The following is a 22,330-nucleotide window of genomic DNA, read 5'->3' as shown; positions in this document are numbered from 1 at the left end:
CATAGGTCCAGTTCTTGATATGACAACTATATCCCAGTTTACATGAAATACAGAGCAATTGCACCGATTGGGAACGCATGGGGCATGTAGTCTTTTTGATCAATCAATGATAAACTGAAAGAAGGCATGTTATTACATGAGGATTTTGCAGAAAATGAATCATTTTAACCATTTCAACAAGATGACAACTGGTCATAACATATAAATTGTTTTTAATGAGAGCTTTTTTCTACCTTCCCTATCAACAGGAGGTTATTCAAGGATATGCAGGATCATGCGGAACTGAAAAGTCAGCTTCGATCCAGACTGAGACAGAGCCGTGATCTGATGGATGCAAACATGCGTCAGCAGGCAATGACTAAGATTAACGCTGGAGTGAAGCGGGAGCTGGAGCGCCTTAGACAGGCCAAGAGTAAGGTCGTGAACCGACCACTCGTTATATTCAGTTATTTGTCCTATGGAAGCGAAGCGTCCACAGCTTTTTGGTTTCAAGAGGGCTGGAATCATGGAGATGTGATGTTTGCACCTAAAGTGTTGGCGAATCCACCCCGAATGGAGCTACGGCGAGTGACCGGAGAACAGGATCTGGAGCCAGGCATATGGGGGATACCGGAACCCAAGGATTCCTGTGAAGTCCTGACGCCTGATAATTGGCCGGATATCGATCTCATATTGGTACCGGGGCTTGGTTATGATCTCCATGGCGGGCGTATTGGTTATGGTGGCGGTTATTATGATCGTTTTGCCGAGACGCTTGCAGCAACATGTGTGATGCCGGGCAAGAAACCGTTGATGGCTGCGATGGTATTGCCGGGTCAGCTACAGGAGGAGATCCCGATGGACCTGCTCGATCTGCGGATTGATCTGTTGATAACAACCGAAGGTATATTACATATCGAATAAAGGGTTGTGATGTGATTGAGTTCAGAAGTGAACAACGGCCAGGCTTCCGGTGGTAAACTGACCCATTTTAATGAACAGGGGCGGGCCCGGATGGTTGATATCTCAGGTAAGGAAATTACCGTACGTACGGCTGTGGCTGTAACCAAAGTGACGATGAATCCAGATACACTGGAAGCGATTCGGGAGGGCCGAATCGGCAAAGGTGATGTTCTGGCTGTGGCTCAGATTGCCGGGATTCAAGGCGCGAAGAAAACGTCGGACTGGATTCCGATGTGCCATCCGCTGGCACTGACGGGTGTGGATATTCGTTTTCATGATAACGGAGTGGATGAATTACACATTGAAGTTACTGTCAAAACCGAAGGCAAAACGGGTGTTGAGATGGAGGCGCTCACGGCTGCCTCAGCTGCAGCACTGACGGTCTATGACATGTGCAAGGCCATGCAAAAAGATATGATTATCGGTCCAACCATGTTGAATTCCAAGAGTGGTGGCAAAAACGGTGATTACAGCCGATAAGGCAATATTTATTTTCATAGAGGAGAAGGGTGATCTTTATGGTGTGGAGAACAGCAATCCTGACAGCCAGTGACAAAGGAGCCCGCGGGGAACGTGAGGATACGAGTGCACAAGTCATTCGGGAGCTGGTGGAAGAAGAGCTGGGTGGTCAAATCGTGGAGTACCGTATCGTTCCGGATGAACCCGATGAGATTATTGCGGCTTTGATTGAGATGACGGATTATTTTCACGCCGATCTGGTGCTGACTACCGGTGGCACGGAGCTGGCCATTCGTGATATTACTCCGGAAGCGACCCGGCGCGTAATTGAGCGGGAAGTTCCCGGGATGGCAGAGGCCATGCGGTACAGTGTAATGAGCAAAAACCGTTCTGCAATGCTGTTCCGCGGGGTATGTGGCATTCGAGGGCGCACGCTGATTGTTAATCTGCCAGGTACACCAAAGGGTGTGCATGAACATCTGGCTGCCATTATGGATCAGCTTCCGGAAGCGCTGCTGATGGTTACGGGTCAGTTCAAGCAATAATCGAGCACGGACTCTGGGGCAAGATATCCGATTAGCCATGACCGTTGTTAGATTGTTCTAGTGACATCTCTTATTTGTGAATTTTGCGGGTTATGTAAGTGGTTACATCTATGGTATGATGGGCTTAAATTAAGAACGCAGCAGAGACATCTATGAACATCTGGCCGAGTATGCGCATCTTCGAAGCTTGAGACGAGGAGGAATATCAATGTTTAGTTCCATTGGACCAACGGGCTTTATTTTGCTGGCCGTGATTGCATTGTTGTTGTTTGGACCCAACAAACTTCCGGAACTGGGACGTGCAGTTGGGCGTACCTTCCGTGAATTCAAAGAGGGCGCTCGCGAGATTATCTCTGAGGATGACTCGTCTAATCGCAAAGAGCAGGAGAAGGCGAAACCGCTGGCGGCTGAGAGCACACCTGCAGACAAGCCTGCTGATAAACGCCTGCCGGAATAATCTTGACGGCAATGAAAGAGAAATCCCTTCCTGCCGGAAGGGTTTTGTATTTTAAGCTGGCAATAATGGGGGGCAGGCATGACGCAGCAAATGGAAGAAATGTCGATTACGGAACATCTGAGCGAGCTGCGGAAGCGGCTGATATACGTATTAAGTATTTTTGTGCTGGGACTGATTGCAGGATTTTTTGTGGCGGACCCGGTATACCAATATCTGACCAAGGCAGAGTCGGCAAAAGGTTTTGTATTACATGCCTTCTCGTTCTGGGACGGGATTGGCATCTATATGAAGATTGCAGGGTTGTTCTCACTTATTATTACACTGCCGTTTACGGTGTATCAGATCTGGAAGTTTGTTAGTCCAGGGCTAAAGCCGCGCGAACGAAAAGCGACGCTGAAGTATGTGCCCTATGTATTTCTTTTATTTCTGACAGGTATGGCTTTCTCGTATTATGTTATTTTTCCGATGGCACTTGCCTTCACAACAGCGATAACGGAGAAGATGGGGCTTGTGGAGACCTATGGGATGAAACAGTATTTCAGCTTCCTGTTTGGCATTGTGTTGCCTGTGTCCCTGTTATTTGAACTTCCTTTACTTATTATGTTTCTGACAGGACTGCGGATTCTGAATCCAATTCGTCTTCGCAAGATGCGCAGAGTCTCTTATTTTGTTCTGATCTTCATTGCAGTGGTCATTACACCTCCAGACTTTATATCTGATCTTCTGGTGATGATTCCCTTGCTCTTGTTATATGAGATCAGTGTGTTATTATCCGCAATCGTATATCGCAAGCAGCTTGCAGCCGATGAAGAGATCGAATCCCGCTACGTTCGTGCCGAGGATAAGAAACATGCGGGCTGAATGAGGATAAGCTGTGATGTGCCCGGAAAAGACGGTATGTTCTTATCCGGGCTATTTCTGTAGACTGCCGACCAACACGACAGGACAAGCAGGCATATTATGTTCAACAATGGATACAATGGGGAAGGGACTGTCTGTTAACGTTGCAGAAGGGTTAAACAATTTCGTAGAATAAGATTAGTGAATTGCAACATAGAACCAGGCACAGCGGGTGTAATTTGGCTATGTTTGTGTAAATTCAACGTAAATTCTCGCAGGAATTCGTCAAAAGGACTTGAAATCATGCTTCAAGTTGAGTATCATAAAGTTGGTTGTTAGCACTGAACACTGTCGAGTGCTAATACATATGGCTACAACCTACAATGTAACGTTATATAATTTCAAAAGGAGGCTATTTTTCATGATCAGACCTTTAGGTGAACGCGTATTGGTAGAACCACTGGAGCAAGAACAAACAACTTCTTTCGGGATCGTACTCCCGGACTCCGCCAAAGAAAAACCGCAAGAGGGTAGAATCATTGCAGTTGGTGCTGGAGTATTGAAAGACGGCGTACGTGTAGCTCTGGAAGTGAAAGAAGGAGATCGCGTTATTTTCTCCAAATATGCCGGTACAGAAATCAAATTCGAAGGTAAAGAATATTTGATTATGAAAGAAAGCGATATTCACGCGATTCTCGACTAATTCAAATTTAATCGGATAACCGAACCATATAGCACGACCATTTTCCAACAAAAACTAGGGAGGTTTTCTTAACATGGCTAAAGACATTAAATTCAGTGAAGACGCTCGTCGCTCCATGCTTCGTGGTGTGGACGCATTGGCTAATGCAGTAAAAGTAACACTCGGTCCTAAAGGCCGTAACGTGGTTCTGGAGAAAAAATTCGGAAGCCCGCTCATCACAAACGATGGTGTAACCATTGCTAAAGAAATCGAACTGGAAGATGCATTCGAGAACATGGGTGCACAACTGGTTAAAGAAGTAGCAACAAAAACCAACGATGTTGCCGGTGACGGTACTACAACAGCAACTGTATTGGCGCAAGCGCTGATCACAGAAGGTCTGAAAAACGTAACTGCAGGCGCTAGCCCAATCGGTATCCGTAAAGGGATCGACAAAGCGGTTAAAGCTGCGGTTGCTGAATTGCAATCCATCTCCAAACCAATCGATTCCAAACAATCCATCGCACAAGTTGCAGCAATCTCTGCAGCTGACGAAGAAGTAGGCGAACTGATCGCTGAAGCTATGGAAAAAGTAGGTAAAGATGGCGTAATCACAGTAGAGGAATCCAAAGGATTCGCTACAGAACTTGAAGTGGTTGAAGGTATGCAATTCGACCGTGGATACATCTCTCCTTACATGATCACAGATACGGACAAAATGGAAGCTGTTTTGGACAATCCGTACATCTTGATCACAGACAAAAAAATCTCCAGCACGCAAGATATCTTGCCATTGCTTGAGAAAATCGTTCAACAAGGCAAACCGCTGGTATTGATCGCTGAAGATATCGAAGGCGAAGCACTGGCTATGCTGGTTGTGAACAAATTGCGTGGTACATTCAATGCTGTAGCTGTTAAAGCTCCAGGATTCGGTGACCGCCGTAAAGCAATGCTGCAAGACATCGCTGCCCTCACTGGTGGCCAATTGATCACGGAAGAACTGGGTCTGGACCTGAAATCCGCTGTTGTGGAACAACTGGGTACAGCTCGTCAAATCCGCGTAACAAAAGAAAACACAATCATCGTTGACGGTGCGGGTAACAAATCCGATATCGATGCACGTGTTAGCCAAATCCGTACACAATTGGAAGAAACAACTTCCGAGTTCGATAAAGAGAAACTGCAAGAGCGTCTGGCTAAATTGTCCGGCGGTGTAGCAGTAATCAAAGTTGGTGCGGCTACTGAAACAGAATTGAAAGAACGCAAACTTCGCATCGAAGATGCCCTGAACGCAACTCGCGCAGCGGTTGAAGAAGGTATCGTATCCGGTGGTGGTACAGCGCTCATGAACGTATATAGCGCGGTTGCGGCTGTAGCTCTGTCCGGTGACGAGCAAACAGGCGTAAACATCGTCCTGCGTGCTCTGGAAGCACCAATCCGCACAATCGCAGCTAACGCTGGCGAAGAAGGTTCCGTAATCGTGGAACGTCTGAAAAAAGAACAAACAGGCGTAGGCTTCAACGCTGCAACTGGCGAGTGGGTTAACATGATCGAAGCTGGTATCGTTGACCCTGCGAAAGTAACTCGTTATGCATTGCAAAACGCGGCTTCCGTAGCAGCTATGTTCTTGACTACTGAAGCAGTTATCGCTGACAAACCAGAACCAGCAGGTGCTGGCGGCGGAATGCCTGACATGGGCGGTATGGGTGGAATGGGCGGCATGATGTAATAAAGGTGTAAAAACCTTTAAAGCATCATGTGCCTGGCAGAGTGAATTCTCGTTACGATGTGACAAGAATTTGTGAGGCGGCCACTGCTAGAAATTATAAATAATACAAAAACCACTTCTTAATTAAGGAGTGGTTTTTGTGTTGTTGAGTATTTGTATAATCAAAGTTAGTATCAAGAGATATGGAGGGCATATATCATGAAACATATTAGAAAAATGATAGTGGCAGGTTTAGTGTCTGCTGCTGTTATCATCTTAATCTATAATTTCACTTCTGATTCCGAACGAAAATTTGTAAAAGTAAATGAAGCTAGTGATACTCCATTAACTACATTCACAGTAATTAATAATGAGGATTTCGCAGGCACTACAAATACGCATCAGTTTGATATTCCAACAGGGTTTAGTTATGTGAAAGTGAGTTTTAAAAACACGGGTTCGAAACACTTCACGTTTACGATCAATGAAGGATCTACTAGTGGAACCGCGATAACGTCTGGCAGTGTTCCAGCAGATGGGAAAGAGCATACATATTATAGTGACAAAGCATTGTCGACGGGCTCGTATTATGTAAGTACCTCTTCTGCGCAAGGGATGTCGGGCATATTGGATGTTTCTCTTGGAACTGATGTTAATTAAAGATTCGGTAATTCGCTCTAAATGTAGATTTGAAGCCCTGTGATTGAAACCTCGTTCCTATGGTTTCGTATGTACTGTGATACATAGAGAGCTTATCAGTAACGACTTGAGGAGGAAATGATTTGAGAAAGGGTACAAAGTGGACATTATGGATTCTGGGCTTGATGCTCGCTGCAATATTTATCAACTTTTTTATGAATCTATATAGCTTTGCTTATGCACTGATTACTGTGCTTATACTTGCCTTTATGGGGTGGGGTTTCTTAGTGAAATTAAAGAACGACGTTCGTCAGCATGAAGATTACCATAGAAGAGAGCATCAGTCTGCGAACGATGACATCGATAGATACACCAGGTAGAATTCAACCAACCTATCATACTTTGCACGTAGCATACATGAGAAGTTATAAGAAACTTGCACTGAAATGATTAAAAGGCTCCCGTGAGGGAGTCTTTTTAATGGCTGATCTTGTAAAAGGAAGTAGTGATGTTTTCTTCTATTGCTAAACAGATAGTTGTTAAGTAAAATAAACATATGAATAAGTACTCATGTATTAATATATAGACGATACTGGAGATGATACATATGTACGATTTATTGGTTATAGGAGCTGGGCAAGCAGGCTTGGCAGCAGGTTACTATCTTCAACAGTCGGGGTTAACCTTTTTAATCGTTGATGCTGCCTCGTCTGTAGGGGAATCTTGGCGTAAACGGTACGATTCCTTACATCTTTTTACCCCACGAATGTATGATGGGTTACCGGGAATGCCTCTTAGTGGAAATGAAAATAGCCTGCCAAGCAAAGATGAAATTGCAGATTATTTTGAAAACTATGCTAAACAAATGGAGCTTCCAATAAAGTTAAACTGTAAAATCTCCCGTCTCTCGAAGCAAGATGAGGTGTACTATGCTGAAACCAATGATGGAACGATTGAAGCGCGCAATATTATCGTTGCCACGGGGCCTTTCCAGACCAAAAATGTTCCTCATTTTGCGAAAGCATTATCCGAGCATGTGATTCAGCTTCACTCATCAGAATATAAAAATATCTCTCAATTGCTTCCTGGATCAACAGTAGTTGTAGGCGGAGGGAATTCAGGTGCCCAAATCGCCGTAGAGTTGACATCAGATGATAAACAAACCGTATACATATCCATAGCTCGAAATATTACCTTTAGGCCTTTGCATATTATGAGACGAAGTATATTCTGGTATTTTGAAAAGCTCGGAATATTACGTGCAAGTGCAGATCGTATGGTTGGAAAATGGTTGAGAAATCAGCCTGAGTACGTATATGGCTATGAGTTAAAAGAATTGATGACCCAGGGAAAAGTTAACCTGCGCCCACGTGCCATTAATGCAATAGATGACCGCATCCTATATGAGGATGGTAGTGAGACACGAATAGACAATATTATCTGGGCGACTGGGTTTAAGCGAAATGATAGTTGGATCGATATCAATACTGCTTTTGATGCCCAAGGTGTAATTATACACGAGAGAGGTGTCTCACCGGTTGCTGGACTTTACTTTGTAGGACTGCCTTGGCAGACATCACGGGGTTCAGCACTGTTGGGATGGGTCAAATACGATGCTCAGAGAATCGTTAGTCATATCAAAGGTAAGTCACATTAAACTATATAAATTGAACTAATCATTTACACGATAACGGAGAGGACAGAAAAAACCTGAAAAAGCAAAGCGTTCGCCTTTATCCCCGGATTTTCCCCTTCGGAAAAGGAATCAAAAAAATCTGGGGATAACAGCGATTGGAAGGTTATTCTGTCATCGTAGTGTCTGTGTAAATAACTTTAGTTCAACTTATATAGATTAGATATCAGGAATGATTAGCGAATATCATAACTCACATTTTTGGGTATATTCCTAAAAGGAGGGATTTTATGAAATTATTTAAACTGCCAATGATTCTTTGTGTTATAGTGCTTGTATCTATTGTCTCAGCTTGTGGTGCGGATGATAGACTACACGGAAAGAGCGATAACTGGGATGTTTCTCTACAGAGATCAACAGGGAGCTATAGTATTACTTATATAGGTGATGAAAAGCGCATAAAGGATTTTGTGTTTGACCTTACCGGCAATAATATAAAACAACAGGGGAAGGCGCTTGAGGAACAAGGGGTACCGTTCAGTATGTCGGGAACGGCTACTGAGGCGGAGAAAACGAAAGATCCAATTACCTTTAAAATGAGTTGGAACAATCAGAGCGAGATAGTAACTTTTGAGTAACTCTCGCATGCGGGAGGTGTTCATCATTGGACTTATGGCAACTATTAATCGCCTGGATAGGCATTGTTTGTTGGATTGTTACTTACAAAGATAAGATCAGTAAATGGATACTTTACCCTGTCTCGCTTTTTTGTATAGTGATTACTTTAATTTTTTGGCTTACTAATCCTTAAAATAGGAAAATGTTAGATCAGAAACTGTGACTACTGAATTATCCAAAAAAAGTACATATCACACGATAGGCCGTTCCTTCATGGAGCGGCCTTTTTGCACAATCGCATCTCATTTCGCAACAGTTATTTCAAAAGTAGAGTGCTCAGAATCCTGTACGCTGAAGCGATATTCTAATCCGTTGCGAATAGTCGCTCCATCAAAATCAGACTGATTCACATCACGATCCAATAGACTGATATCCTGGATGACATCTTGTGCATCGTTATACGTGTACTCACTATTGGTTGTGAGAATGAGTGTGGCGATAGCAGTCAAAAAAATTCCACCTGTTGGTTTACGCGTATCATCAGTTCCGTACAACCTGACTTCCTGTATGCTCTCATCTGCATTCACTGCACCAACCAAGCGTAATTCGTCATTGAATACATACTCGAAAGTGCCAGTGCCCTGCTCGGAAGAGTCTTTTATATTCAAGCGGGTAATACTCAAACCATTCAGTCGGTATTTGCCCACGGCGCCATTAAACTTGTTTTTAAATTCATCGGTAGTCATGTGGAGGCCAGAAAGTTTAATCTGGGATGAAGGGGTCTGATCTATTTCAGACTGAGTAGAGTTCGAAGATAAATTCAGCATCCCATACAAACCTATTGAAGCAATCGCAAAACAGGCTGTCGTTAGAAAAATAAATCTGATTGGCAACCTATTACCTTTGCGAATAGACAAGATCATCCCAACAACAAATCCCAAAAAAGCGATAAATCCAAGAATGAAGAGAGTGGTAAACAGATATTGCAAATTCTCACCTCGTAATAGAGTAATAGCTGGTACAAATCTTTCTTGCACCTCATTCATTATAATGTTCCGATGACAAAGTTCAAACTCCCACTATTCACTGCCCCAACAAAAAAAGCACTGCCGGCATGCTGCCAGCAGTACTTGCTTGATGTTATACAGGTCTTACCGTAAAGGTGAAGTGATACGCGCGGTTGGCTGGCAAGGTGTATTCGACATGGGTACGTGCGCTCCAGCTGTCATCTCCGCCAACACCCATTTGTTTGTAATTGATGCGGGCGACAGTCTGTTTGCTCTGAGGTAATTTGTACACATGGTCGTTTGCTTCCAGTTCTTCCGGTGTCCACAGCAACGCATTAATTTCAAAGGGTATGGTGGCTTCAACATGAAGGCCAAGCTGACCATCCGCTGACGTAATTTCTGCAAAACGTACATCCGTTTTGTTACCACACTCTTGTGGTTTCAGATATGGAACAAATTGATCTCGAACCGCACCTGTGTAATAACCGAGACGTGCACTGGTCAGACGGTCTGCATAATTATCATGCGGGCCTCTGCCGTACCAAGAGATTGTATCCAAGCGGTTATTCAGTTGTAGCAGCATACCAAATTCCGGTAGATCAGGTAAGCCTATGCCTGGAATAAGGTTTTGACTGATTTCCAATACACCATCCGCATCAATTCGGTATGTGATGGACAGCGTACATCCCGGATGTTGATCCCACGTATAATCGGTCGTTACGAGAATACCTTGCTCGTCTGCATGGTGCTCAAAGCGAATTAATCTGCTGGTAGCGTGAGCATCTCTCCAGAAGGCAGAACGCTCATTCAGGCGGTTCCCCATATCATTGTCTGTCATGGCTCTCCAGTAATTCGGCCGGACAGGTGCGAGCAATTGCTCCTGATTGTTAATCTGATAGGATGTTAACGCGCCAGTGGCTGGATTGAAGCTCAACGTGACTTGGCCTGTAGTCACTTTCAATTCATCTTGCAGATCCTGTACCTGCGGCGCATTGTCTTGTCCTTGACGTATCGGTTGGATTGGACGCAATCTCGGAGATACCACGAACTGATCCCAGGCAATCTCATGACCTACTCCTGCCCATTTGGTTGCCACTTTGGTAACCATAGATACAGTCAGCACCGCTTCCTGGAACAGATCGGAAGATGGCGTATAAGGGATTCGGACTTCAACCGATTCGCCAGGAGGTACCGCGATATCCAACGTACCGTTCTCTACGGACTTGCCATCGTGTGTTACTGTCCATACGAGCGAATATTCGCTCAGATCCGTGAACAGGAACTGGTTTTTGATGCGCAGCAGGCCGTCTTTGACATCAACGGTTTCCATACGAACGTTCTGATAACATTTCTTCACTTCTTCCAGCTTCGGTGTAACCGTCTTATCCGCCAGAATCAATCCGTTCCCGCAGAAATTGCCATCATGAGGAGATTCACCGAAATCGCCACCATAAGCAAAATATTCTACACCGTCTGCCGTAGTGGTACGAATGGACTGATCAACCCAGTCCCAGATGAATGCACCCTGCAACACATCATATTTATCGAACAAATCCCAATACAGATGCAGACCTCCACAAGAATTACCCATGGCATGGCTGTATTCGCAGATAATATAAGGTTTCTTCGGACCCTTCATGCGCGCGTATTGCTCCACATCTTGTGGACTGATATACATTGTCGATTCAATATCACTTGCCGAATCAGAAGGGCGATAATGGAAGGTACCTTCGTAATGAACGAGACGGGTTGGATCGACTTGTTTCAGATAATCGTACATGGCGATGAAGTTATCGCCGCCGAAGGACTCATTACCCAGAGACCATATAATCACGGACGCATGGTTTTTGTCCCGCTGGAACATCGAGTTACAGCGATCTATTACGTTATTACGCCATTCCGGCTTGCTCGCGGGAATATTGTTCTCGTTCATTTCCTTTTGCCCATATTTCCAGGTGCCGTGAGTTTCCAGATTCGTTTCGTCAATGACATAAAGGCCATATTCATCACACAGTTCGTACCAGAGAGACTGATTTGGATAATGGGATGTGCGCACGGCGTTAACGTTATAGGACTTCATCAACTCGATGTCACGGATCATGTCTTCCCGTCCAATGGCTCGACCCTTATCCGGGGAAAATTCATGACGATTGACGCCTTTGAATACAATGCGTTTGCCATTGATTTGCATCAGGCCGTCCTTCAGTTCAAACTTACGGAATCCGATCCGGCTACGGACTGCTTCCAGTGTTTCGCCTGATTCGTCCTGAATGGACAGCACAAGTGTATACAGGTTAGGGGACTCAGCGCTCCATAGTAGCGGCTTCATAACCTCTGCTGACAACTGGAATGAAAGTTCATCCTCACCCTGGAAAGTAACGGCCGCAGTAAGTGGTTGCTTCAGCACTGTCTGCTGTTGTGCATCATAGAGCTGCGCCTGAACGGACAATCCGGCAGGGGTCTGCGAGGCATTATGATTAAATAATTTCAAATCCAGCAGTAGCTCCGCATCCTGATACGCGTCATCCAGTTCAGTACGAACAAAGAAATCGGCGATCTGAACCAGTGAAGGTGAATGCAGGTATACACCACGGAAGATGCCGCTTAACCGCCAGAAATCCTGATTCTCCAGCCAGCTCGCATCACACCAGCGATATACCTCCACAGCGAGCTTGTTCTCACCTTCCGTTAGATACGAAGTGATATCAAATTCTGCGGGCGTGAACGTATCTTCGCTATAACCGACCAGCTCCCCGTTCACCCATACATAAAAGGCAGATTCAACGCCCTCGAAGTGCAGCAGGACAGGACGGTCTTTCCAGTCAGCAGGAACAGTAAACGTGCGGATGTACGAACCCACGGGATTATAAGTTGTTGGTGCAAATGGTGGCTTCAATTCAGGTTCACGCTCGACCCACGGATACGTCATATTTGTATAGTGGGGATAATCGTAACCTTGCAGCTGCCAGTTGGAAGGAACGGCGATCTCGTCCCAGTCACTGGCATCATAGTTGTTCTCATAAAAGGATGTAATCCGTTGCTCCGGTGTCTCCGCAAAGGCAAACTTCCATTGACCATTCAGTGATTCGTACCATGGCGATGCGCTGGAATCATTGGACAATGCTTCTGCTATAGATGGAAACGCTACCATAGAAGCATGTGCAGGTAGACGGTTTACTTGAAAAGTCTCGGGATTATTGTTCCATTCCGGGTATCCATTTGCCGGAGGGGTGTGTACCAGTTTCTTTCGCATAACAGCAACTCCTTCTGAAATGTTATAATATTGTCATTATAGAATTGAATTGATACTTAGAGAATAAAGAATATTGCCCATATATATCACAATATGAAACTAACGATGAAGAAAGTGGTGTACTGGATGGATACCCGGATTTTTTTTGGTAAAACAGAAGAAGCTGCTCGCCTGCCGATCTATATGACCACGGTTGGTTACTGGGAACACCAATATGAAACTGAGCGTCCAGAGGGATTCCCGGATTATCAGATCCACCAGATTATTCATGGTCAGGGGAGACTGATTATACAAGAGGACGAGTATATCGTCGGACCGGGTGACGTTTTCTTTCTGTATCCCGATGTTCCGCATCGATATATGCCCATCAGTGACCGTTGGGAACTGGCTTGGGTCTCGTTTCAGGGGAGAGAGGCTAGCCAGTTATTATCTTATGCGGGGATAACCGGTTCACGCGTATGCAGACTCAGGACAGCCACGCTGCTGCATGGCCTGGAGCAACTTCTGGTTAGAGGAGAGAATGGGGATACTACGGATTACGCAGATTACGATGTGGAATGCTCCAAACAATTATATGCCCTGCTGCTGGATCTGAAGCCACTGCTCATCGCATCCGCCAATTATAATGATGAACTGGAGCGCTTGAAGCCTGTGCTGCGTTATATCGCAGAGCATCTGGATCGTTCACTGTCGCTGAAGGAACTGGCCGATGTGGCGGTGGTGTCTCCTCAATATTTGTGCAGGCTGTTTCAGAGGGCACTCCATACCAGACCTGTATTTTACGTGAACCAGGAACGGATCAATCGAAGCAAACAACTCATGTTCAGTGAGAGAGAGCTTCGAATATATGAAGTGGCTGATCGGGTGGGTTACGAGAACGCCAGTTATTTCTGTGCGATGTTCAAAAGGCATACAGGCATGAGTCCAGAGCGTTTTCGCAAACTGCACGGACTGAATTGATGGAGTTACAATTTTAGTGCTCCACTTGCGGTAGGAGCACCAGAGTACACTTCACTTAAATGACATGCCAGATACACCTTCATCCAACCCTCGGAATCGTTCAGATCAACACCTAGAATCTCCTCTATTTTGCGCAGGCGCAGGTACAACGTATTGGTATGAATATGCAGACGTTCGGCTGTGGCTTGCACAGATCGATTCGCGGCAATGTAGGTTTTGAGTGTGAGTTCAAGCTCTCCTGATTTTTGCTGTTGAAGAGGGGACAGAATTTCGTGAATGTAGTTCTCGATATCGGAAGGTTCCTGGTTCAGAAACAACCGATTGATCCCGATTTCTTCGTAGAGCATCAGGCCCGCTTTGTTTTGTTTCAGCAAAAAGGACAATGAGCGTGTAGCCTCGTCATTGCTTTTGGACACATACTCAAGCCCTTGATACAGTCCACCAATGCCGATAGATAGGGCAGGAGTCTTGGAGGTGGTCCATTTCTCCACAGCCGTTTCCAGCCTGCTGATGATCCAGTGTCTGACTTTGGGCTCGGGTGCCGCAGCCAAAATCGTAATTTTGTGATGTGCACTGAACAATAGATGTTCGCGGGTGCCCAGCTCCTTTTCGATAAATCCGATCAACTTGCGCACCCAATTTTCAGTTGTTTTCATGTCGGGATGTTCCCCATAGAGCTGCAATTGAGCGACGAACAAGGACTGATGGGCTGGCAACTGAAAGCTGGAAAGTCGTGCCTCCAACTGCTGTGGTTCTCTATATTGCACGAGATCGCTGAAGAAATCATGGTTTTTCCGATAGGACATCTCGGTGAGTGAGTAGGTATTCACCATCTCCAGCATCACAATAGCTCCGCCTTGTTCCAAAATCACATGATCCAACTGACCTAACGGATGATCTAATTGGATGGCAAAACAGCCAAGCACCAGAGATGCGTTCACAATGGGATAGAGGTAATAATCGCTATGATCCGTTCCACCGGATAAGGTGATGGGGTTAAACTGACTGTCCAGAGCGGTATAGATATCGAGCTCACTTAGCAAGACACTTTCCGGGATGAGCGGGTACCAGTCATTTCTCGCCATGTCTACATAATAGGTGGGAAGTTTCAGCATCGACCCAACCGTCTCAATGATATGTCCGAGGCTCACATGTTCAATGGAAAGTGCCGTGAATTGATTATGAATTTCATTTCGGCTAACGAGATATCGGTTCGTCTCCAGCAGTTCTGAATACATGGTGGCGTTGGAGATGGCAATGGCTGCCTGATCCGCAAATCCCTGCATCACATTCAGATCATGTGGGGCAAATCGTCTGTTTTGTTCAAATTGGTATACCAGCATTACACCGATTTTGTGAGTATTCATTGTCACGGGAACGGCGATAAGTCCTTTTGCCATAATACCGTCAGGCAGTGAACTTACAATGATATCCGCATTCTCCTGACTAACATTGCCCATATCTTTAAAGGCATCATCCGGTGTGCTATACATTCGGCCAATGCCTTCCTCGTATACTTTTCCCGTAATGCCCTCATCCAGCTCGCCCTGATATTGATACACACTATCCTGAAAACCGACCTTGGCTCTAGGAATCACCTTGCCAGAGTCCGGATCAACCATCATGAACAGCCCGCAGGAAAGGGAGGGGATGACATGGAGCGCATTCTCCATAATTTTGAGTAACAAATCGTTCAGCTCCAGGGAACAGGTCAGCTCCCGCAGTCCGGTCAACCATCGATCATTGTGTGCACGTTCCTTCTCAATCTGTTGCTTCAGCAGTCCTTCCCGAATCAAAGCCTCCAGACGTTCACTCTGTAGCAGGGTAAGTTGTTTCTGGGTATCGATAACCACACGAATGTTGATGTTAGACAAAAAAACAAACGTGTACCTGAGAATCTTCCAGGATGACTCAATCTGTTCTTGATCTGTATATTCAGGTAGCTCTCCTTCACGCAGCCAGTTATTCCACTGGAAATCATATTCATCCTTGATCCAAATTCCGTACGGAACAGACCCAAAGACTTGAACCATAAATGAGCGAACCGCTTCATGAATCATAGCAAACGTACTCCTTTTGTGTTCACATGGCAAAATGCTTACATATATAACATGATCTTCACTATGCTGTGTGATTTATATTTTGTATTGTGTATATCACCATAATTAATATTAGAATGCTGTTGCTATCAACAATGACATTATACATTTGCAACTTATATAATGTCATTAACTTTAACACGATACAATTTCATCGTAGTAAAACAGTAGAGCTGTAAATCGAACAGATATACGTAATATTTAAGTTCAACTTAACTTTTTACACGAGCACGGAGAGGACAGAAATAACGTGAAGAAGCAAAGCGTTCGCCTTTATCCCCGGATTTTCCCTTTGGAGAAGGGAATCAAAAAAAATCTGGGGATAACAGCGATCGGAAGGTTATTCTGTCATCGGAGTGGTCAGTGTAAATATTCTTTAGTTGAACTTACAACCAAGTCTGAAAATGAGGTGGAGTACAGATGAGTCAAATTACTGCTTTTGTAGGTGCATTGTTGATTGATGGACAAGGTGGAGAACCTGTTTCCGATAGTGTGGTCCTGGTTGAGAACGGGAAATTCATAGCAGCGGGTGCAAAAGCAACCGTTCCAATTCCGGAACATGCCGAGCTTGTTGATGTAACAGGCAAAACGGTGATGCCAGGATTAATCGATGCCCATGTCCATGTACACGGGGCCAAAAATCTAAATATGGCTGCGGTGGCGCTGGAGGCCAATGAACTCCAGATGGGGAGAGCACTTCAGGATCTGCCGAAGCTGATCAACGCAGGATTCACAACCGTCAGGGATGTCGGTAGCCATGTTGCTGTATACATTCGCGATCTGATCAAGGAAGGTGTGGTGAAGGGGCCGCGGATTAAAACTTCCCGTCATATGCTCTCTCAGACGGGTGGACATGCAGATATCCATATGATTCCAACGGAACTGAATATCTTCACCGTGTGTGACGGGGTTCCGGAAGTCATTAAGGCAACACGCACGCAGTTCCGTGAAGGGGCGGATTTCATTAAAGTGTGCTCCACAGGCGGGGTACTTTCGGAGAAAGATGACCCTCGCTGGTCGCAATTCCGCATGGATGAGCTGAAGGCGATCGTGTATGAAGCGGAAGCGGTACAGTCTTATGTGGCTGCACATGCGCAAGGTACACAGGGGATCAAAAATGCGTTGGAAGCGGGCGTACGCACCATTGAACACGGGATCTACATTGATGAAGAAGGCATTGGCATGATGCTGGATCAAAAGGCGGTTCTGGTTCCAACGCTGGCCATTGTACATCGGATCATCAAAGAAGGGCATAAATACGGTGTTCCCGAATTTGGTATCCGCAAAGCCAAAAGTGTATATCAGGAGCATATTGAGAACATGATTATCGCGCGTAAGGCAGGCGTAACCATTGCAGTAGGGACAGACTTCTGCACGTGTGTACCTGTTGAGCATGGCGGGAATGCACTAGAACTTCGATTGCTTGTTGATGATGTTGGATTTACGCCGATGGAAGCGATCGTAGCCGCAACAAGAGATGCGGCGAGAGCGATGCAGATGGAAGCGGAGATCGGTACGATTGAACCTGGCAAAGCTGCTGATCTGCTGGTACTGAATGTGAATCCGTTGACGGATATTGGACTGCTCGAAAACATAGAGAATATCGAACAGGTCTATTTATCAGGTGAACGCTTGAAATAAGAAAATGGTTCTACGTTTACTGAACTGCACTGACAACATAGAGAATGGGGAGAAGCCACCATGTTTAGTCAACCGATATATATCGCCACAGTATTGCTTGTTATTTTAGCTATAGGGGAACTGGTTTCGATCTGGTCCAAAGCGCGAATTCCTTCCTTGCTTGTTATTCTGATCGGATATTTGCTGCTGAACTGGGCGGGGTTATTTCCTAAAGGAGTGGTATCCAGCTCTGCTCTGACGGCGTTCGGGGCTCTCATGGTGGCTCCGCTGATTGTACACATGGGGACATTAATACCGCTGAAATTAATACGTTCCCAATATAAAGCAATACTGATCTCATTGTTCGCATCACTCACGGCGACAGGTCTTATCCTGTTAATCGTATCACCGTTCTATGGTTATCCTACGGCTGTTGCCGGATCAAGTCCGGTTGTTGGTGGCATTATCTCTTATCTGATCACAACCACGAAGTTGCAGGAGATGAATCTGGGTCATCTGATTACAATTCCGGCTGTTATTCTGGGTATTCATTCCCTCGTGGGGATGCCGATTGCAACCAATATGTTGCGCAGATATGCGTTGAAACTGCAGAAGCAGGGCGCTTTTGAGAACAAGGTTGCAGGGGAAGGCCATGTGAACATTAAAGAAGCGAATGCTAAAACATTCCTTCCGCAGCGATTCCAGACCGCACCTATTCTGCTGTTGCTCTTGTTCATTATGGGTAGTCTCTCCATTTATCTAGGTAATGTAACCGGACTTAGCTACAGTATCTGGGCTCTGTTGCTGGGGGTTCTCGGACATCTGATCGGACTGTTCCCATCTCGTATTCTGGATAAAGCAAGTACATCGGGAATTGCCATGATAGGTCTGATCGTAGTCGTTATGACAAGTATGGAGTCGATCACTTTTGATGCGGTGGTTAGTTCCATTATTCCAGTGTTGTTCATTATCGCAATCGGTGTAATCGGGGTGCTGATCGGTGGATTTGTTGGCTCCAAGCTGTTCAAATGGGACCCGCTCAAAGGTCTGCCTGTGGCACTGACTGCACTATTCGGTTTTCCGGGGGACTACATTATCTGTGAGGAAGTAAGCCGTTCAGTTGGACGTGATGAAAGTGAACGCAAAGCCATCCTCGATGAGATTTTAACGCCAATGCTGGTAGGTGGATTCACAACGGTCACAACAGCATCCGTGTTAATTGCGTCCATACTGATCAAGACACTTTAAGAGGTTGTCAAAAACGGTCTTTTTGAACACGCACTATAAGAAAAATTGATGTTCTTTTCATCCCAATTTCAGTTTCCATTAAGGTTGGGAAGGTAAGATAAGTCTTGTAAACCCCTTCTCGTGTTAAATAGATGTGTGACTGGCCCTATCGGATTGTCCTCCGGTAGGGCACTTTTTTTTCTTCATTTCTGCGGTTGGTGGTATGATAGATGAATACATAATGTGTAACCAACTCTAGTGACCGGAGGATGGAATTGTGGATCACAGTTTGCACCCGTTGTTTAAGCCTATTCAGATGAATGGAACGTACCCTAACAGTTATTATGTTGAGAAAGTACCTGCTACTGGTCTGATGGCTTATGTGGCCTGTTATTGGGAATCAGGATCTCTTCCGAACACACATGCGGATGTTGCTAAGAGAGAAGGTCCAGAGCGATCGATGATGACGGTACCTGCCCGGGTATTACCGGATGGTTGCACGGACATGCTGATTACATACGACCCAGTCTGTTCAGAGCACTCCTATGCTTACTGTGGCAATTATACACAGCCGTTCGCTGTACCTGAGCCATCCGATGATGGTTCCCCTGCTGGAGACTACACCTTTGGTGTCCGGTTCTTCCCGGGTGGAGCGCATGTCTTCCATGGCATGCCTCTGGAGTGGTTTACGGATAAGCGAATTGCCCTTCAGGAATGTTGGCCGGAGAAGCTAAACGAGCTTCAGGAACGGATGGCCGAAACGAAAAGTTTTGCAGAGCGAGTAGAGGTTATGAATGCGTACTTGAGTCCGTTGCCCGTGCAGGCAAGCACATCGGAGAACAATTTGATGAAAAACGTGCTGCACCGCATCTTTATCGATGGGGGACGTATGAGTGTCCAAGAGCTGGCGATGCGTGAAGTGATCAGTGAGCGGCAGCTGCATCGCAAGTTCTCTGAGTGGGTCGGAATCAGTCCCAAACGATTCAGTGAGGTGGTTCGTTTTCATCGTGTGTTGAGTGATATTCATCAAGGGAACACGGCAGACTGGGCAATGCTTGCCCAGAATCATGGATTTTTTGACCAAGCCCATCTGATTCGGCAATTTCGCAAGTTTTATGGAGAGACTCCGTTGACGGCAGCTAGGGAGCATGGCAGAATGTTGTCCGATTTGTACAATAGATCTGTAGCACCTTCGGTTATACTGAAGTCGTGAGAATAAAAGATAAGGGAGACATCATATATGAATGGAACATTGCAGATTCGGGATCACTTGTTGAATGAGTTGGAAACAGGCGTACGGACGGGGGCTTCGTTAATTCGCTTGATCCGTTCGGAGGATTGGTCGTATCGTCCACAGGAGAATATGCGTTCATTGGTGGAGCTAGTGCATCATTTTATCCAGATTACCGCATCGGATCTTGCCATTATGCAGGAAAAAGGTGAAGCTGAGGTTGGGCTGGTAGAGAATAGCCTGTCGGGGATTGAGGATATCGAGAAGCTTGAAGCAACATTATGGAGCAATTTCGAATCCTACAAAGCTTATATCAAAGGATTGAGCGAAGACGACTTTTTGAATCGTTCAACAAAAGCTTTTTATATGGAACATGGTCACTTGCAGGTTCAATGGCAGATTGAAACCGTAACGCATGTATTCCATCACCGTTCGCAGCTGTATAACTATCTCAAGCAGCAGGGCCATGAACTGAACTTTTTCATGCTGTATGCGTAATTAAACCTGTAATATTAAAGTAAGCTTAGTTGGCTCCACCGGATGGTCCGGTGGGGCTTTTTTGCCTACATTCGTCTATCAATCTATGGAGTCTATCAAAATTGGACATTATGACCCTGGTAATTCACCGTTGCTTTAATAGATTTCAAGCATAGAATACCGTATCAAAGCAAAAAGGAGGTGATTTCAATGGCCATCCTTTTACCGATACAAAATTACAACCTTCCTGCCGGAGCAGGCAAGTCCTACTACGAAAACCTGGCAGGAGGCACAAATGCCAGCGCTACAGTGAACAACGCTGGACCTTTTCCGGTATCTCTCGTGATCACACGTGTTAATGCACCAGTAGTCACTTACGTTGTTCCTGTAAACAGCAGCCTTACCATTTCTGCAGGTGGAGTTCTGGTGTTTGCCTTGTTAGCTAACCTTGGAGGCGCAGCTTCCGGAACAATTCAATTCGCCGTAGCAGATTTGTAATTGATGTGAACTGGATTGGAACGGCCTCTGTCGGACATCTTGTCGGCAGGGGTTTTCTTTTTTATGGATATACATAGATTTAAATTAATTAAGTGGCTTGTTTACGATTACATCTGTATTCGATGCTTTAAACTTTAACAGCGCCTTTATACAGGCTTGTTTACTTTGGCGGTCATTCGATTAATTTAAGGTATAGGCGGCACGCAGATTGGTGTTGGCATACAGGAGGTTAGTGGATGATGAACAGAACAATCTTATTTGAAACGGAACGGTTGGAATGTGCGACTTGGAACGAAGGAGATCGTGCGCTGGCGTTTGCATTGTGGGGCGATCATGAGGTTGCCAAATGGATTAGCAGCAAGGGATTTCTGAGCGAGGATGAAGTAGAAGCGCGATTGACACAGGAGATTCAAAGGCAGAAGGAAGCGGGGGTGCAATATTGGCCCCTTTTTGAGAAAGAGTCGGAGGTGTTTGTCGGTTGTTGTGGCCTGCGTCCGTATTCTCCAGAAGAGGATATGTATGAACTGGGATTCCATCTAACCCGGGATCACTGGGGCAAAGGGTATGCCCAGGAAGCGGCGCGGGCGGTAATTGGTTATGCCTTTGACACAATGAATGTGAAGGCACTGTTTGCCGGGCATCATCCGGATAATGAAGTGTCACGTCACATCTTGATTAAGCTGGGATTTGAGTATACTGGTGATGAACGTTATGAACCGACAGGAAAGATGCATCCATCATATGTGCTGCGAAAATAAGAAACCCCCGACCAATGAAGGACAGGGATTGAGGGCATCTGGTTTCCTCTTTTTTATAGAACAAGTTCATTCGAAACAATACGATGTGCGGTGACGATTTGCCCAGTGCTGTCTTTTCCCCACACTGAAATTTCAGTTAATGCAGCTGCGCCCCCACCCGTTGTGAATACATATTCGTATCCATCCAGGTTGGCATAGTAGGTTTGAGAGAAGACTTGCCCGGGGGTCAGATTAACGGATTGCAGCACATATAAGGTCCTCGTTCCATTCAGGAAATAACCTTCAATGAGTACATTGGACGTATTGATGGAATCGGTGTTGACCATTTTGATGGTGACCTGTTGTGTAGGCCTGCTGCCACCGGAGAGGTTGTTCTCGATCGGGCCTGTAGAAAGGACTGCCATAGGTCCAACTCCTTTTTTATGAATGACTTTTTCTGAGAAAAGCTAGAATAGCATATGTTAGAATCCACAAAAGCGTTTGGACAAGGAGATATATGTACTGAATGAGAAGGAGGGACTGAATCTTCTGTCCCAAGGAGATAAATGTTTTCATGCTTTTTTTATTTCACTTTCAGCTTCTATTAAGGTAGCAGAGGTAAGATAAGTCTTGTAAACCCCTTCTCGTGTTAAATAGATGTGTGACTGACCCCGCCGGGCGCCGGTGGGGTATTTTTT

General features: G+C 45.4%; 22 protein-coding genes. 18 read left to right on the top strand and 4 right to left on the bottom strand.

The window, feature by feature from the left end:
* Nucleotides 1-264 precede the first annotated feature (264 nt).
* The 11 genes from MKY28_RS19285 to MKY28_RS19235 all read left to right on the top strand — a co-directional run bounded on the left by MKY28_RS19285 (nt 265) and on the right by MKY28_RS19235 (nt 8,543).
* Nucleotides 265-903 carry a 5-formyltetrahydrofolate cyclo-ligase gene (locus MKY28_RS19285; RefSeq protein WP_340936674.1) on the top strand — a complete coding sequence of 213 codons (639 nt, stop codon included), beginning with the start codon at nt 265-267 and terminating at the stop codon, nt 901-903.
* Nucleotides 904-930: 27 nt separating this feature from the next.
* Nucleotides 931-1,422, top strand: coding sequence for a cyclic pyranopterin monophosphate synthase MoaC (gene moaC, locus MKY28_RS19280; protein WP_306068493.1), 492 nt, complete (start codon nt 931-933; stop codon nt 1,420-1,422).
* 38 nt (nt 1,423-1,460) lie between these two features.
* Nucleotides 1,461-1,946 carry a MogA/MoaB family molybdenum cofactor biosynthesis protein gene (locus tag MKY28_RS19275; protein ID WP_017690080.1) on the top strand — a complete coding sequence of 162 codons (486 nt, stop codon included), beginning with the start codon at nt 1,461-1,463 and terminating at the stop codon, nt 1,944-1,946.
* 208 nt (nt 1,947-2,154) lie between these two features.
* A complete protein-coding gene (tatA, locus tag MKY28_RS19270; RefSeq protein WP_036668966.1) occupies nt 2,155-2,403 on the top strand; it encodes a twin-arginine translocase TatA/TatE family subunit in 249 nt (82 codons plus the stop codon).
* Between the two features lie 78 nt (nt 2,404-2,481).
* Nucleotides 2,482-3,264: a twin-arginine translocase subunit TatC gene (gene tatC, locus MKY28_RS19265; protein WP_017690078.1), complete on the top strand. Its 783-nt coding sequence runs from the start codon at nt 2,482-2,484 to the stop codon at nt 3,262-3,264.
* Nucleotides 3,265-3,664: 400 nt separating this feature from the next.
* Nucleotides 3,665-3,946, top strand: a complete 282-nt coding sequence (groES, locus tag MKY28_RS19260) for a co-chaperone GroES (RefSeq protein WP_017690077.1) — start codon at nt 3,665-3,667, stop codon at nt 3,944-3,946.
* Nucleotides 3,947-4,019: 73 nt separating this feature from the next.
* A complete protein-coding gene (gene groL, locus MKY28_RS19255; protein WP_017690076.1) occupies nt 4,020-5,654 on the top strand; it encodes a chaperonin GroEL in 1,635 nt (544 codons plus the stop codon).
* Between the two features lie 198 nt (nt 5,655-5,852).
* Entirely contained in the window at nt 5,853-6,293 is a 441-nt protein-coding gene (locus MKY28_RS19250; protein WP_340936672.1) for a hypothetical protein, read from the top strand.
* Between the two features lie 122 nt (nt 6,294-6,415).
* A complete protein-coding gene (locus MKY28_RS19245) occupies nt 6,416-6,652 on the top strand; it encodes a hypothetical protein (RefSeq protein ID WP_315371343.1) in 237 nt (78 codons plus the stop codon).
* Between the two features lie 218 nt (nt 6,653-6,870).
* The gene (locus MKY28_RS19240; protein ID WP_340936671.1) at nt 6,871-7,929 is read left to right on the top strand and encodes a flavin-containing monooxygenase; all 1,059 of its coding nucleotides are present in this window, start codon (nt 6,871-6,873) and stop codon (nt 7,927-7,929) included.
* Between the two features lie 266 nt (nt 7,930-8,195).
* The gene (locus tag MKY28_RS19235; RefSeq protein ID WP_340019564.1) at nt 8,196-8,543 is read left to right on the top strand and encodes a hypothetical protein; all 348 of its coding nucleotides are present in this window, start codon (nt 8,196-8,198) and stop codon (nt 8,541-8,543) included.
* Between the two features lie 282 nt (nt 8,544-8,825).
* Here the strand turns inward: MKY28_RS19235 and MKY28_RS19230 are convergent, their stop codons facing one another.
* Complete coding sequence (locus tag MKY28_RS19230) at nt 8,826-9,569, bottom strand: hypothetical protein (RefSeq protein ID WP_340936670.1); 744 nt, start codon at nt 9,567-9,569, stop codon at nt 8,826-8,828.
* Nucleotides 9,570-9,663: 94 nt separating this feature from the next.
* A complete protein-coding gene (locus MKY28_RS19225; protein WP_340936669.1) occupies nt 9,664-12,783 on the bottom strand; it encodes a glycoside hydrolase family 2 TIM barrel-domain containing protein in 3,120 nt (1,039 codons plus the stop codon).
* A gap of 93 nt (nt 12,784-12,876) precedes the next feature.
* Between MKY28_RS19225 and MKY28_RS19220 the strand changes: the two genes are divergently transcribed.
* Nucleotides 12,877-13,743, top strand: coding sequence for an AraC family transcriptional regulator (locus tag MKY28_RS19220; protein ID WP_340936668.1), 867 nt, complete (start codon nt 12,877-12,879; stop codon nt 13,741-13,743).
* A 5-nt stretch (nt 13,744-13,748) separates the two neighbouring features.
* Here MKY28_RS19220 and MKY28_RS19215 read toward each other — a convergent pair whose 3' ends face one another.
* Nucleotides 13,749-15,803: a helix-turn-helix domain-containing protein gene (locus tag MKY28_RS19215; protein WP_340936667.1), complete on the bottom strand. Its 2,055-nt coding sequence runs from the start codon at nt 15,801-15,803 to the stop codon at nt 13,749-13,751.
* A 459-nt stretch (nt 15,804-16,262) separates the two neighbouring features.
* Between MKY28_RS19215 and MKY28_RS19210 the strand changes: the two genes are divergently transcribed.
* The 6 genes from MKY28_RS19210 to MKY28_RS19185 all read left to right on the top strand — a co-directional run bounded on the left by MKY28_RS19210 (nt 16,263) and on the right by MKY28_RS19185 (nt 21,653).
* Entirely contained in the window at nt 16,263-17,483 is a 1,221-nt protein-coding gene (locus tag MKY28_RS19210) for a metal-dependent hydrolase family protein (protein WP_340936665.1), read from the top strand.
* Between the two features lie 60 nt (nt 17,484-17,543).
* Nucleotides 17,544-18,710, top strand: coding sequence for a hypothetical protein (locus tag MKY28_RS19205; protein WP_340019567.1), 1,167 nt, complete (start codon nt 17,544-17,546; stop codon nt 18,708-18,710).
* 256 nt (nt 18,711-18,966) lie between these two features.
* The gene (locus MKY28_RS19200) at nt 18,967-19,902 is read left to right on the top strand and encodes a helix-turn-helix domain-containing protein (protein ID WP_340936664.1); all 936 of its coding nucleotides are present in this window, start codon (nt 18,967-18,969) and stop codon (nt 19,900-19,902) included.
* Between the two features lie 27 nt (nt 19,903-19,929).
* Nucleotides 19,930-20,418, top strand: a complete 489-nt coding sequence (locus tag MKY28_RS19195; protein WP_036668991.1) for a DinB family protein — start codon at nt 19,930-19,932, stop codon at nt 20,416-20,418.
* A gap of 189 nt (nt 20,419-20,607) precedes the next feature.
* A complete protein-coding gene (locus MKY28_RS19190; RefSeq protein ID WP_076251496.1) occupies nt 20,608-20,895 on the top strand; it encodes a hypothetical protein in 288 nt (95 codons plus the stop codon).
* Between the two features lie 239 nt (nt 20,896-21,134).
* Nucleotides 21,135-21,653: a GNAT family N-acetyltransferase gene (locus tag MKY28_RS19185; protein ID WP_076251729.1), complete on the top strand. Its 519-nt coding sequence runs from the start codon at nt 21,135-21,137 to the stop codon at nt 21,651-21,653.
* A 53-nt stretch (nt 21,654-21,706) separates the two neighbouring features.
* Here MKY28_RS19185 and MKY28_RS19180 read toward each other — a convergent pair whose 3' ends face one another.
* Nucleotides 21,707-22,057: a hypothetical protein gene (locus tag MKY28_RS19180; RefSeq protein WP_076251498.1), complete on the bottom strand. Its 351-nt coding sequence runs from the start codon at nt 22,055-22,057 to the stop codon at nt 21,707-21,709.
* Between the last annotated feature and the right edge of the window lie 273 nt (nt 22,058-22,330).

The organism is Paenibacillus sp. FSL R5-0473, assembly GCF_038004565.1.
Taxonomy (GTDB): Bacteria; Bacillota; Bacilli; order Paenibacillales; family Paenibacillaceae; genus Paenibacillus; species Paenibacillus amylolyticus.
Note: the sequence above shows the minus strand (reverse complement) of the source record. Positions and strands in the feature narration are given on the sequence as shown.

Coding starts and splice junctions, on each gene's coding strand:
- MKY28_RS19285 (WP_340936674.1), top strand. CDS start 265: ATGCAGGATCATGCGGAACTGAAAAGTCAGCTTCGATCCAGACTGAGA.
- MKY28_RS19275 (WP_017690080.1), top strand. CDS start 1,461: ATGGTGTGGAGAACAGCAATCCTGACAGCCAGTGACAAAGGAGCCCGC.
- tatA (WP_036668966.1), top strand. CDS start 2,155: ATGTTTAGTTCCATTGGACCAACGGGCTTTATTTTGCTGGCCGTGATT.
- tatC (WP_017690078.1), top strand. CDS start 2,482: ATGACGCAGCAAATGGAAGAAATGTCGATTACGGAACATCTGAGCGAG.
- groES (WP_017690077.1), top strand. CDS start 3,665: ATGATCAGACCTTTAGGTGAACGCGTATTGGTAGAACCACTGGAGCAA.
- groL (WP_017690076.1), top strand. CDS start 4,020: ATGGCTAAAGACATTAAATTCAGTGAAGACGCTCGTCGCTCCATGCTT.
- MKY28_RS19250 (WP_340936672.1), top strand. CDS start 5,853: ATGAAACATATTAGAAAAATGATAGTGGCAGGTTTAGTGTCTGCTGCT.
- MKY28_RS19240 (WP_340936671.1), top strand. CDS start 6,871: ATGATACATATGTACGATTTATTGGTTATAGGAGCTGGGCAAGCAGGC.
- MKY28_RS19235 (WP_340019564.1), top strand. CDS start 8,196: ATGAAATTATTTAAACTGCCAATGATTCTTTGTGTTATAGTGCTTGTA.
- MKY28_RS19230 (WP_340936670.1), bottom strand. CDS start 9,569: ATGAATGAGGTGCAAGAAAGATTTGTACCAGCTATTACTCTATTACGA.
- MKY28_RS19225 (WP_340936669.1), bottom strand. CDS start 12,783: ATGCGAAAGAAACTGGTACACACCCCTCCGGCAAATGGATACCCGGAA.
- MKY28_RS19220 (WP_340936668.1), top strand. CDS start 12,877: ATGAAACTAACGATGAAGAAAGTGGTGTACTGGATGGATACCCGGATT.
- MKY28_RS19215 (WP_340936667.1), bottom strand. CDS start 15,803: ATGATTCATGAAGCGGTTCGCTCATTTATGGTTCAAGTCTTTGGGTCT.
- MKY28_RS19210 (WP_340936665.1), top strand. CDS start 16,263: ATGAGTCAAATTACTGCTTTTGTAGGTGCATTGTTGATTGATGGACAA.
- MKY28_RS19205 (WP_340019567.1), top strand. CDS start 17,544: ATGTTTAGTCAACCGATATATATCGCCACAGTATTGCTTGTTATTTTA.
- MKY28_RS19195 (WP_036668991.1), top strand. CDS start 19,930: ATGAATGGAACATTGCAGATTCGGGATCACTTGTTGAATGAGTTGGAA.
- MKY28_RS19190 (WP_076251496.1), top strand. CDS start 20,608: ATGGCCATCCTTTTACCGATACAAAATTACAACCTTCCTGCCGGAGCA.
- MKY28_RS19185 (WP_076251729.1), top strand. CDS start 21,135: ATGAACAGAACAATCTTATTTGAAACGGAACGGTTGGAATGTGCGACT.
- MKY28_RS19180 (WP_076251498.1), bottom strand. CDS start 22,057: ATGGCAGTCCTTTCTACAGGCCCGATCGAGAACAACCTCTCCGGTGGC.